Source organism: Candidatus Hydrogenedentota bacterium (genome assembly GCA_035416745.1).
GTDB lineage: Bacteria > Hydrogenedentota > Hydrogenedentia > Hydrogenedentales > SLHB01 > UBA2224.
Genome location: DAOLNV010000011.1, coordinates 88,270 through 100,893, shown reverse-complemented (window position 1 = coordinate 100,893; position 12,624 = coordinate 88,270). Strand labels below are relative to the sequence as shown.

The window sequence follows — 12,624 nt, the reverse complement described above, 5'->3', positions numbered from 1 at the left end:
ACCACTCGACCCGCCGTCCGCGGGCCGACGTGCACAATTCACCGGTTTCGATGCGGCCGTGCCCCTTGTGCTCGTCAAGAAACCGCTGCAGCTCCGTTTCGAGATAAGGATACGCGAACGCGAATCGCCTCTCGGCGGCGTCCGGCGCGAAGGTGTACGAAAACGAGCCCTCCTTCACCCTATCGGCGCCGAGCCAGGCCCAGGTCTTCCCGGAATCAGCGCTTACGGCGGGGCCGCGGACCCCCATGGGATTCTGGCCGCTGAACGCGAACGTCAGTGTACGTCCCGCCGCGCCGCACACCCGAAAATTCCAGTAAAACCACCACGTCGTGGTATCGCGCAAGTCGGGATGCAGCCGCACGACATCGCCTTCGACGTTCTCGACGAGGATGTTTCCCCCAGGGTAAGCAGCGTCGACGAGTAAACCGCCGGTTTCCGCGGTCATGTGTTGATGCGCTTGAGCCATGCCTCGCCGTTCACTCCGTTCACGCCCCGGAAAACCTTGTTTGAGCAGCTCCCAACGCGAAGCGCCGCTCGGAACATCATAAGAACGAACCCAATCGGCCCAAGAGGCCGTAAGGGCTCCGCGCGATTCTTCCCTCAGTCCTCTTCCAGCTTCTGCAGCAGTTCCCTGCGTGTCGCGCGGAAGTCCGCGATGCCGGTGTTGTACTTGTCGAAATCGAGAATATGCCTCTCGGCAAGCTCCTGAGCCGCGCCGGGGCTCTTTTCGGCGAGCATGCAGAGCAGCTCATGATCGGCGATGCCGTCGCGCATGGCCTCGAACCGGATCGAGTCCAGCGGCCCTTCCTTGCCGGGATACACGATCCAGGCATCGCCCGCGGGCAGATACGGCGGCCCGCCATGAGGACGGGTCGTGTGCGTGAAAGGACTGTCCTTGGTCCACTGGTTATACCCCCAATGAAGGTAGCCCGTAGCGCCGTAACGGAAGTTGATCCAGTGCAGCAGCCGCGTCTTGAGCAGCGGCTGCTCAAGAAAGCGGTTGGCGTATTCGCCCTGCGGAAACACGCACGTATAGAACCAGACCTCTTCGCCCGCCTCCTGCCGTTCGCGGTAGTGGCCATAGTCCTGATGCAGGAAATTGAGTTGGGGCACCCACACATCCATTGCGCCCGTGAGTTCCTTCGTGTGGCAGGCTTCCATGATTGGCAATTCGGGGGCGTATTTCCGCGCCAGCGACGCCATCGCCCGGTACGAAACCACATTGCTCGCGATGGGCTCATCAGCAAGATGCTGCATATAGACCTCGAGCCAGCCCTTATCCTTCAAATGAGCAACCAGCGCCGGGAAGAACCGCGCGTAGAAGGCGTCTGCCTCCGGAGTGTCGGGCGCAACCGATTCGCCCACGACTTTCCCGTCCTGTACCCGGAAGGTCTGCACAGCGAAGTCCGATTCCCACCCTCCCACGCGGCCTCCGATATGCCCGCCTTCGATGCGGCCGATAACGCCCTCCTCCTGAAAGATCGTGACCCAGCGATCGAACTTGGCGAAGTCAATCTTCAGCGAACCGTCGGCGTTTGCCTCATACGCCACCAGCCCGATAGGCGAGATCAGGGCGACGTTGTGGCGGTGTTCGGCCATGTTGCGGGCGTATCGCCGCAGAAGCGCGTAGTATTCCTCCGATTCCGGCTCGGGATTGATTGCCATATGCTGCCATTGCATCCCGTACCATTCGGTCACCCACAGGCGGGTCTTCTCGACCGCCACGTCGTAGACCCGCAAGGTCAAGGGTGCTTTCGCTTTCGCCGCCACTCCCTCCACGCGCCCTTCGAGGGTGAGCGTGCCGCGATACACACCGGGCTTCGCGTCTACCGGCACGGCAACCGTCACCCACACGGGTTGCGCCTGTCCCGCCGCAACGTCGAGAGCCTCATCCTCGAGCAGCGGGTCTGGATAATCCGCCGGGGGCGTCCGCAACTGGTCCTTTGAGGGCGTCTGGGTCGGGCGGTCCACAGGCACATACCCGACGAAGCGCACCGACGCGGCGGCAAGCGTTTCACCGCCTCGCCCGCGTCTAAGCAGCCCCGCCTTGGCGGTCAGGCCGGTGATAGCGTCCTCGGCGCGCACGACCACCTGAAACGAGGCATGCTCGCCCCGGGCAACGTCGGCAAGGGCATCCCCGCCCGAGGCCGGCGCCGCGTCACGAAACACTTTGACCAGCGGGTCCACCGGCCAGCACGTGAGAGGGCTCTCCGGCCTTTTCATCACTGTCGCGCACCCCGTCAACGCAATGAATACCACTACCAGAAGTTTCACGCGAATCATTCTCCCCTGCCTTTCCGTACTTGTTCAACACGGGAACCGCCCCGGCCGCCCGCCAAGTCTACACCATCACAACCCAGAATCAAGCCCGTTCTTCCTTATGAAGGCTTCTGAGCGCCTTTTCCTGAACAAAGCCGGCGCCCGTGCTTGTGGCCAACGCCGGATCATCCGCCGGGGGCTTGCTGAAGATCGCCTTTCAGAGCGGGTCACGCGTTGGCCAAACCGTAATCAGAGCAGGAATACCCAGTTACACAATTCTTGCTCTTCCCTTCCCCGTCGCGGCGGCGCTTAACTGCGAATACCGAGCAAATAAGCCTGCCGTCAGGTCAGAATTCATCATATTTGCAGAGATTACCGTCAAAAGTTGCGCAGGCCTGACAAACTTGGCCGTTGCGCAGTGGTCATCTGCACTCGCATGCGCAGGTCATGCAGCCGCCTGCTAATTGCTAAACCACTATAAAAAAACCACTTGCCATTGTAAGGCCCCCTTGGCACGCACCTTGCATAGTGATATGGGTGAGCTAGTGTGTGCACGTCTATACTGGGCTGCTGCCAATGGGTCAGGAGGAGGGGGCGGGTTTCTTCCCTTCGGGAAAGGTCCGTTGACAGCCGGGCAAGACCGTTGCACGCGGCAATGAGAGGGAAATCTGGAGAAGCGGTTTTCCGCTAGGGAAACGAAACCACAGAAAGGGCGGGTGGACAGACAATGTGGAGATTACTAACGTGTGTGACAGTGGCGGCGTTCCTGAGCTTCGCGGCCGCCGCAGACATCGCTGTCGAAGATGTCAATGTTCAAGAGCCTTGGGTGGCTGGAGAGTGGAGTTTACTGGATATCTACGAGGCAATCTACGGCGTGGATACTGGGTACGACACTAGCGACGAGCTGTACGAGGCCGTGGGGGTCGATCCGGATGACTACAATGGTCCGGACCTTTCGTACTTCTTCGGTCAACAAGGGATTGGTCTCGAAGCGCGCTATGCAAGTTACACTCACAAACTTGGTTACTACGACCCCGTGCTGCCAGACGCGATCGCCAACCAGAATCTCCTATTCACGGTCTCGGGCCCGTATGTAGACCCTGGTTCATCCGGCGGTCCGAGCGCGGTGCTTGATCCTGCCGTGGAACCTTACGGGTTCTATCTGAACGTGAATCGGACAACAAGAGAGTGGTACTCGGAATATGACCGGAACTCGGACGCGTGGGTACATATGCTCTTGCTTGCCGCTCCGGACGAGTACGTTGCAGAAAATGGGATCAGCTACCTGCTCGCGTGGGAAGACCTTTGCGCTGACGACCCCAACGACGACTGGGACTACAATGACCTTGTCGTCCTTGTGGGCGTGGTGCCCGAGCCCAGCTCCATCATGCTGGTGGGCCTTGGAATTGCCAGCCTGGCTGTTGGACGGCTGCGTAAGCTTCTTGCGTAAGCGACGGCGTGATTGTGGTTTGAGGGTGTAGAACCCAAAGGCACCTTTTCCGTCTCGATACGAGAGGGAAAGGGTGCTTTGTGCTTCTGTCCGCATCTTCGCCCTGAGTCTCACGGTTCACATCAGTACGCGGTCTGTTGGCCGAATGCGAATGCCGCCCGTGGCCGGACAACTCACATGACGCCATTCTCCAAGATGGAATTCGCTTCCTTGAACTTTGACCGCTCGGTAAGTACCATGTCGCTTTGCACTTCGCGGTGAACACCGTGGAATGCGGCTTTTCCGGCTTCTTCGACTTGAGGCAGCCGTGGGGGCCTTTTCTCAAGTATTGCATAAAGGGAATCAATCGGTGAAGGAAGAACGTCGTGTAGTCGTCACGGGACTAAGCGCTATCACGCCCATCGGGGTCGGGCTTGAAGCAACGTGGAAAGGGCTTCTAGCCGGCAAGAACGGCGTTTCCCGCATCACGCATTTCGACCCGTCGCAACACCGCTCCCAAATGGCGGGCGAGGTCCGCGATTTCCAGGCCGAAGATTGGATGGACGCCAAGTCGGCGCGCCGAATGGACCGGGTAATGCATTTCGGGCTGGCGGCATCAAGAATGGCGCTTGCGGATGCCAATCTCGACAATGCGGACTACGACAAGAACCGCGCGGGGGTCATTATCGGTTCGGGCATTGGCGGCTCGTTCAGTATCGAGGAAGGTTGCACGGTATACTCCGAAAAGGGCCCGCGGGGCATGGGGCCATTCTTCGTATCGAAAGTCCTGGTGAACATGACCGCGTGCGCCGTGTCGATCGAGCACGGACTGAAAGGCCCGCTGACGGCGCTGTCCGTGGCCTGTTCGACGGGCGCTAACGCCGTGGGCGATGCGTTCCGCGTTATCCAGCGCGGGGACGCGGACGTTATGGTGGCTGGGGCGTCCGAGGCCTGCCTCACCCCCGTGGCGTACGGCGGGTTCTGCGCGACGCGCTCGATGTCGACCCGGAACGACGAGCCCCAGCACGCCAGCCGGCCCTTTGACAAGAATCGCGACGGCTTTGTGATGGGCGAAGGCGTAGGGCTGGCGGTTCTCGAAGAACTGGAACACGCCCGGCGCAGAGGGGCCCGGATCTACGCGGAACTGGCGGGATACGGCAACACGGCCGACGCTTACCACATCACCGCGCCGGAGCCCGATGGCGATGGAATGATCCGTGTCATGCAGGCGGCCCTCGCGGATGCCGGGCTTGGCCCGGAACGCGTCGGGTACATTAATGCCCACGGCACCTCCACCGTCTTGAACGACCGCACCGAGACCCTCGCCATTCAGCGCGTGTTCGGCGAACAGGCCCGCAAAGTGAAAATCAGCGCCACGAAGTCCATGATTGGCCATCTGATGGCGGCGGCCGGCGCCGCGGAGTTCGTGGCTACCGTCATGTGCCTGTATACGGGCAAGATTCATCCTACCATCAACTACGAGGAACCCGACCCCGAGTGCCCCCTGGATTACGTGCCCAATCAGGCCCAGGAGGCCGAATTCGACGCGGCTATGTGCAACGCGTTCGGATTTGGCGGCGGTAACGCGTGTCTGATCGTAAAACGCTGCGGAGAATAGCGTGGAAATCCCAAAACTTCAGATAGGTACCATCACGGCCGACGTGCCCATCGTTCAGGGGGGCATGGGGGTCAAGGTGTCGTTGTCGTCGCTGGCGGCCGCCGTCGCCAACGAGGGCGGCATCGGCACCATCGCAAGCGTCGGCATCGGCGACATCCGCACCACCCGCGAGGACTACGAGGCCGTCAGCGGCGAAGCCATCGCCGAGGAAATCCGTAAAGCCAAGAGCGCCACCAACGGCCACATCGCGGTCAACGTCATGAGCGTGTTGAGCAACGCGGAAACCCTGATACGCTCCTGCGTGAAGGAAGGCATCAAGATGATCGTGGTGGGGGCCGGGTTGCCGCTCAAGCTGCCCGCCATGGTCGAGGACACCACCGTCAACCTCGTGCCGATCGTCAGTTCGGGCCGCGCCGCGACGCTGATCCTGCGCACCTGGCAAAAGCGGTATGGCCGCACCGCCCAGGCGGTCGTGCTCGAGGGCCCGCTTGCCGGCGGACATCTCGGATTCTCGGAGGAAGAACTCGCCCACGCCGAGGATTTCTCCCTCGAACGGCTCGTGCCTGAAGTCATCGAAGCCCTCAAGCCGTTCGAGGACGCGTTTGGAGTGAAAATCCCGGTCATTGCCGCGGGAGGCATTTACACGGGCGCGGATATCGCCCGGATGCTTTCGCTGGGGGCGGCGGGCGTCCAGATGGCGACACGCTTCGTCTGCACGAAGGAGTGCGGCGTGTCCGATGCGTTCAAGCAGGCCTATCTGGATGCGACGGAAGACGACATCGTCATCATCAAGAGTCCGGTGGGTATTCCGGGGCGCGCGATCAGGAACCGGTTTCTCGAGCGCTTGGATAGCGGCGAACCCATCCCGATCAACTGCCCCTACAAATGCCTGAGCACCTGCAAGATCTACGACTCGCGGTATTGCATCGCATACGCGCTTCTCAATGCCTACGACGGGGATATGGAGGGCGGGCTGGTGTTCGCGGGACAGAACGTGTCCCGCGTGCACGAGATCCTCACCGTCAAGGAACTCATGGCCAGCTTGCTGGACGAGCTGCGCGGCGCCTGATTTCCAGTATCGGCGGGCAGCGCCCTCCGAATCGGCGCGGGCAGCGGCATGGTATAATGGTGACATGAGCGAGGCGCATCCCAAAGATCCTGAATCCGGGCGCGGCCGCGCCGTTGTTGTCGCCCTATCCATGGTCATTGCGGGCGCAATTCTGCTCGCAGTGGGGCTCGGCCTCGGGTTCTGGTTTGCCACCCGCTACGAAATCTCTATTTCCCCGCGCCGTCTCGAGAGCAGTCCCGCGCAAACGCCCGACCGTCCCGTGATGGGTCATGCAATCGGCCGCCATCAGCACGGCGCGGGCCCGCGCGAAGCCGCCGGACCGACCGCGTCCCAGTCCATCGTGACCGATGCCCCTATCTGGCCGCTGGCGCCTTCCGAGCAATACCAAGGTGTGGCTGACGGGCCGTTTGCATTCAAATTTGCCCGGGACGACAACCTGAAGTACCGCGTTGCCTCGAAAATCAGCGGTAAAGGCGTCGAAGCGCTTACTGATTCGGGCGTGTTGATGGATTTCGAGAGCACGATGAGCCTTCAAACCCGCGATGTGGACCAGGCGGGCAATGCACTTCTCCGCATGACCTTCGACAAGAGCTCGTTGCAGGGCAATTTCATGGATGAGCCGTTTTCGATGGAGGTCACCCCGAACGACGCGCGTGTGTCCCGCGGCGACAAGACGCCCGTGGACACGCAGCAGGGAGTGGGCTCGACCAAGGGCATCCCGCAGCTCGAATTCCTCCAGGAACCCGTCGACATGGTGGTCGCGCCGAACGGGCAAGTGCTCAGACTGTCCAACTCGCAGAATATCGGTGCGATGCTGGCCGCCGTGCCCAACTTTTCGACCCTCGAGTTTCCCAGAGGGAAGGTGGTGCAGGGCCAACAATGGGAAAGCCATATCGCGTTGCCCGTCCCCGGCTTTGGTACGCCGGCCTCCGCCCGGATTGTCAACACCTTCGTGGGATACGAGCAAATAAAGGGCCGGCTGTGCGGCGTCATCGAGCAGCAGTTCATCTCCGAGCAGACCGGCGGCGCCGTCAATGTTCCGGAAAGCGCCTTGGGAGAAGTACTGGGCATCCAGATGCCCGTGTTCGAGCTTTCGGGCGAGAACCGTATCCATTTCGATACCACCGACGGACAGCTTGTGTTGGCGGATATGGACCTCAACCTGCGCATGGATTTCGCGCAGATGCTCGGCAACTTGTCAGGATTGCTCGGAGGCTTACTGACCAATCCGGACGCTCTTCTTGGCGGGTCCGCGGCCGGTGTGGAAGACCTTCTCGGCGCCGACTCCGGCATCGGGGGCGAGTCCCTGCTCAGCCTCAACCTCAATATCCTCGGTTCGATGGAACTGATGGAATAGCGGACCGCGCCCCCTCACACGTCACCCTCTCGTGGCGCGGCGCATCATCGTCACGCGCCGGCCGCGCGAGTCGCTCCGAAAAGATGAATGAAAACCGCGGATAGTGGTATAGACTAAGAGAGGGAGGCGTGTTGAGGTGGGCAAGCTTAGCTACGAAGACCGCTACTGGTTTCAAAAGTATTGCCGGCTATTCTATCTGTTCGCGGGCTTCTTTCTGGGCATGCAGATCTTCCTGGACCATTTCGTTGATACCAGCACCCCGGGGTGGGTGAACGAACTATACCCGCCGTCACCGCCTATCGCCCTCTACATCGCCGGATTCTTCTTTATCATTGCAGTAGCGCTCCACATCTTCTTCGCCTGGAGATACCCCCGGCAATTCGACAGCCGCAGCGTATTCTTCTGGGCGCTGTACTTCACCACCTTAAATGTAGTCCTTTTCGCACTGCCAATCATCCTTCTCCCCCGCACAACCCTTTCAGTGGACACCAAAGCGATGGTGTTTGGCGCGGCTGTAGTGTCTCTTATTGTACTGCCGCTCATTTTCTGGGTTGCCAGACTCCTGTTCTTTATCTGCCACAGCCCGCGAAAAGGCTCGGCACGCACAATTCGACGCGGCCCTTCAAGCCTCGAGGTCTGGGAAGCAGAGTGCCTGAGCGAAAAAGAACGAACGCGCATGGACGATGTCCTCATGCATCGCCTGGGCGAATTGAACGAAGGCCTTGGGCAAGACGCGCAAGAAGACCCGAACCGGCAATGGCAACCCAGAGACTCATGAGACATGTAGATCTTCCCAGACCTGGATGACCCACGCGTCCTGCGAGACATACGCGATATCGAGGCCAAACAGGAGCCAGGAATTCCAGATTGCAGCAGCCGATAAACAAAGGGGGTTGGTAATGCGCAAGGTATGGTGGGGGTCCTTGCCCGTGGCGATCTGCATGCTCTCCTGCTCTGAGCAAGAAGCGCTCCCGCAAGAGTACCGGGTCATCTTCGTAGATGAGGCGCATGCCATGGGGAAGGAGACGGACCCGGCCCCTTACCTGATAAGCCCGGGCATCGGGCTGATTCTGGACGCCCGCGGATTCGATTTCGCGAACACTCCCTCGCCCGGCGTGCAGCCAAACGCCGTCCATGTCGCTATCGGCGACGACAAGATCTACACCGCCCCCTGGGATCCCTCGAACGTGGTGAACCTCTATTCCAAAACGCTCGTGGCCATCGGAGACTCCCGGCCGTTCCGGGGACTGTTCGAAGGCGACACCGCGGTTCTTGTCATCGGAGCACAGAGTTTCGACGAGAAAGAGCGGAAGATTGTGATGAATGTGCTTTGGGGCGGGCTTATCAAGGTGTCGGCCGAGACGCCTTCGGAAGCTCCGCAAAGGTAAGCCGGCAGGTCACGGGAAAGCGTTTACGAAGACATCGAGTGGCATGAAAGCGAATCATGCCGCATATGTCGCGGCGCGGCGGCCGGATTCCCCTTGCCGCAGCGCGGCTTCCGCTTTTCTGCTCTCCCCGGTCCGGGTAAGCACTGGGAAAACGGGGCGCAGCACCACGCGGCTCATGCGACCCGACTGTCGCCCGGTCTTCTTCAGCGCCAACGGCGCGTCACATACCAGCCTGGCCCGAAGGGCCAGGGAAGACAGCGCCAACAACAAAAAGGAGGGCTGAAGGCCCGAAACATCCCCGTACCGAAACCGCTCAGTCCCGCCAACGTGAAATGCGAATATGTTCTCGCACGCTTGAAGCCTTCACTTCGGGGGATTCAGGGGGCTCCGCTTCCCCAGACCTTCAGTCTGGCCTGGCATGTTTCGCGCCGTTGGCGGTGGGCGGCTATACGTGTGCGCCGGCCGTATCTCACCCGGCGGCTGTGTCGAAACCCCGGCCTGCACCCCGAATGCCAAAGTGCATCTGTGGCTTTGCTTCCCATTATCCGATTATGGTGCTCTTCCCTGCTTGCGCTGGGCCGGCGTCATCGGCCAATATCATAGGGCTGCGTTCCAGCGTGCGACTGCCAACCAACGGAGGCGATTCATGCGAAAGCTGGGGGTGTTTCTGGCGAGTGTCTTCATCACCTCGGCCGCCTTGGCGGCGGCTGGCGCCGGTTGGGAGCCTGCGAAACTCCCCGGAGCGTGGGAAAACAGCCCCGGCGGCGAAGCATGGAGCAACTACGACGGGTTTGCCTGGTACCGGTGTTTCGTGCGCATCCCCTCGGGCTGGGCCGGTCAGCGCTTGATCCTTGAACTCGCCCGCATCGACGACGCCGATGAAACATTCTTCAATGGCGAACGCGTGGGCGCGACCGGCTCGATGCCGCCCGATTACGAGGGCGCTTCCGAGAAGCCCCGCCGCTATATCGTCCCGCCGGAACTGGTCCGGACGGGCGCGTGGAACCTCGTCACGGTGCGCGTATACGACGAGGAAGGCAGCGGCGGATTCGTCAGCGGCGCGATTCAATTGTCCGGCGCCAACGGACGGCTCGGCCTCGACGGCATGTGGCAGGTCCGCCAAGGCGACGACTCCGCATGGAAGAATTGGCCCGGCCCGGCAATTGACCCGGCTGTCATCGATCTGGCAAAGGTACTCGAGATGGAAACAAACGCCTTCCCCGGTTTTGTCGCGATGGATTACCTCGGCGAGGCCCCGCCCCCCGAGGGCGCATTGTGCCTGTGGTACAGGCAGATGGCGCAGGCGTGGACCGACGCCCTCCCCGTCGGCAACGGCCGCCTGGGCGCGATGGTGTTCGGACGGGCGGGAGACGAGCGCATCCAGCTCAACGAAGAAACGCTCTGGGAAGGCTATCCGCGCGATACCACCAATCCGAAAGCGCTCGAGGTGCTGCCCGAAGTGCGCCGGCTCCTGTTCGAAGGAAGGAATGCCGAAGCCACGACGCTCGCCGACAACATGATGGGCAACCCCCAGCGCATCAAGTCGTATCAAACCCTGGGCGATCTCGTTCTTTCGTTTCCGCCGCCTCAACAAGTCGCCAACTACCGCCGCGAGTTGAATCTCGACACGGGCATCGCTTCGACCACTTACGCCGTTGACGGTGTGACCTATACGCGCGAGGTCTTCGCCTCTGCTCCACACGACGTCGTCGTAGTGCGCGTCGAAGCCGGCAAACCGGCCGCATTGTCTTGCGGCATCACCCTGACGCGCCCCAAGGACGCCGTGTGCTCGAGCGAAGGCCCCGATCAACTCGTCCTGGCCGGGCAGCTCGGCATCCGTCATCACGAAACGGATGAAATCGCAGGGTTGAACTTCGCGGGGCGCCTCGCGGCACGCCTCGAGGGCGGGCAACTGCGTAACAGCGGCGGTTCGATGCAGGTCGACAAAGCCGACGCGATCACGCTCGTCATTGCGGCTGCCACCAACTACCGCGGCGGAGACCCGCTCGAATCAACCCGCCAAACTCTGGCTGACGCACCCGGGTACCCGGAGCTGCGCGAGGCCCACGTCGCGGACCACCGCACCCTGTTCCGCCGCGTCGACCTCGAGCTGGGCCAGAATCCAGCGCCCCGTTTGCCCACCGACGCGCGGCTCGAACGCGTCCGAAACGGCGAAGACGACCCCGCCCTCGCGGCGCTGTACTTCCAGTTCGGACGCTACCTTCTCATGGGGTCTTCGCGGCCGGGCTGCCTCCCCGCAAACCTTCAGGGCATCTGGAACGAGCACATCGAAGCCCCCTGGAACAGCGATTACCATACCAACATCAACCTGCAGATGAACTACTGGCCCGCCGAGGCGGCTAATCTCAGCGAATGCCACATGCCCCTGTTCGACCTGATGGATTCGCTCGTCGCGTCAGGCGAACGCACGGCTCAAGTGCATTACGGGGCCCGCGGCTGGGTCGTGCATCACCTCACCGACATCTTCGGCTTCACCACGCCCGCGGACGGCGTGTGGGGCATCTGGCCCATGGGCGCCGCGTGGCTGGCACAGCATCCCTACGAACATTACGAGTTCACGGGCGACGTGGACTTCCTGCGCGAGCGCGCGTACCCGCTCATGAAAGGCGCGGCCCTGTTTCTGCTCGATTTCCTCGTCGAAGAACCCGGCGGCCGGCTGGTCACCAATCCCTCCCATTCCCCCGAGAACAGCTTCCGCAAACCCGATGGCACGACGTCTATGTTCACCTACGGCGCCACCATGGACCTCATGATCGTCCACGACCTGTTTACCAATTGCATCGAAGCCAGCACAATCCTTGGGATTGACGCGGAATTCCGCGAAGAACTCGAATCGGCCCTCGACCGCCTCGCCCCGCTCCAGATCAGCCCGAAGACCGGCCGGCTCCAGGAGTGGATCGAGGATTACGACGAACCCGAACCCGGCCATCGCCACATGTCGCATCTTTACGGCCTCCATCCCGGCCACCAGATCACCCTCGAAGGCACGCCCGAACTTGCGGCGGCGGTGCGCAAATCCCTCGAGTACCGTTTGTCTCACGGCGGCGGGCATACGGGGTGGAGCCGCGCCTGGATCATCAGTTTCTGGGCACGGCTGCGCGAGGCCGAGCTGGCCCACGAAAACATCCATGCCCTGCTGGCAAAATCCACCCTGCCCAACCTCTTCGACAACCATCCGCCGTTCCAGATCGACGGCAACTTCGGCGGCACGGCGGGCATCGCCGAAATGCTCCTCCAAAGCCACAACGCCGAGCTTCATCTGCTCCCGGCGCTGCCGGGGGCATGGGAAACCGGGCACGCGCACGGCCTTTGCGCGCGCGGCGTGTTCGAGGTCGACATGGATTGGCGAGACGGTGCGCTTGTCCGCGCCGCCGTCCGGACCGGCAAAGACGGGCCCTGCCGCGTGCGGTATGCAAAACCCCTCGCGGTAACGGCTGAGGGCCAGCCGGTCGAGGTGAGCTGCCCCGAGCCCGGCGTGGCGGT

At 61.8% G+C, this 12,624-nt stretch carries 9 protein-coding genes; 7 read left to right on the top strand and 2 right to left on the bottom strand.

Annotated features, from left to right (window positions below):
* Both PLJ71_06290 and PLJ71_06285 read right to left on the bottom strand, forming a co-directional pair.
* Positions 1–466: M14-type cytosolic carboxypeptidase (locus tag PLJ71_06290; GenBank protein HQM48279.1), on the bottom strand; the 466-nt coding region annotated here is incomplete at its 3' end.
* A 134-nt stretch (positions 467–600) separates the two neighbouring features.
* Positions 601–2,274, bottom strand: a complete 1,674-nt coding sequence (locus PLJ71_06285) for a DUF4091 domain-containing protein (protein HQM48278.1) — start codon at positions 2,272–2,274, stop codon at positions 601–603.
* A gap of 712 nt (positions 2,275–2,986) precedes the next feature.
* Here PLJ71_06285 and PLJ71_06280 point away from each other — a divergent pair.
* The 7 genes from PLJ71_06280 to PLJ71_06250 all read left to right on the top strand — a co-directional run.
* Positions 2,987–3,709 (top strand): PEP-CTERM sorting domain-containing protein, encoded by a 723-nt coding sequence (locus tag PLJ71_06280; protein HQM48277.1) that lies wholly within the window; start codon positions 2,987–2,989, stop codon positions 3,707–3,709.
* Between the two features lie 349 nt (positions 3,710–4,058).
* Positions 4,059–5,306 carry a beta-ketoacyl-ACP synthase II gene (fabF, locus tag PLJ71_06275; protein HQM48276.1) on the top strand — a complete coding sequence of 416 codons (1,248 nt, stop codon included), beginning with the start codon at positions 4,059–4,061 and terminating at the stop codon, positions 5,304–5,306.
* A 1-nt stretch (position 5,307) separates the two neighbouring features.
* Positions 5,308–6,375: a nitronate monooxygenase family protein gene (locus PLJ71_06270; GenBank protein HQM48275.1), complete on the top strand. Its 1,068-nt coding sequence runs from the start codon at positions 5,308–5,310 to the stop codon at positions 6,373–6,375.
* Positions 6,376–6,439: 64 nt separating this feature from the next.
* Positions 6,440–7,732 carry a hypothetical protein gene (locus PLJ71_06265; protein ID HQM48274.1) on the top strand — a complete coding sequence of 431 codons (1,293 nt, stop codon included), beginning with the start codon at positions 6,440–6,442 and terminating at the stop codon, positions 7,730–7,732.
* 136 nt (positions 7,733–7,868) lie between these two features.
* Positions 7,869–8,510, top strand: a complete 642-nt coding sequence (locus tag PLJ71_06260; GenBank protein ID HQM48273.1) for a hypothetical protein — start codon at positions 7,869–7,871, stop codon at positions 8,508–8,510.
* A 121-nt stretch (positions 8,511–8,631) separates the two neighbouring features.
* Entirely contained in the window at positions 8,632–9,120 is a 489-nt protein-coding gene (locus PLJ71_06255; GenBank protein ID HQM48272.1) for a hypothetical protein, read from the top strand.
* Positions 9,121–9,766: 646 nt separating this feature from the next.
* On the top strand, positions 9,767–12,624 hold a 2,858-nt coding region (locus PLJ71_06250; protein ID HQM48271.1), incomplete at its 3' end, for a glycoside hydrolase N-terminal domain-containing protein.

Excerpts from the sequence above, each read along its gene's own strand:
- PLJ71_06280 (HQM48277.1), top strand. The coding sequence starts at position 2,987 with ATGTGGAGATTACTAACGTGTGTGACAGTGGCGGCGTTCCTGAGCTTC.
- PLJ71_06255 (HQM48272.1), top strand. The coding sequence starts at position 8,632 with ATGCGCAAGGTATGGTGGGGGTCCTTGCCCGTGGCGATCTGCATGCTC.
- PLJ71_06265 (HQM48274.1), top strand. The coding sequence starts at position 6,440 with ATGAGCGAGGCGCATCCCAAAGATCCTGAATCCGGGCGCGGCCGCGCC.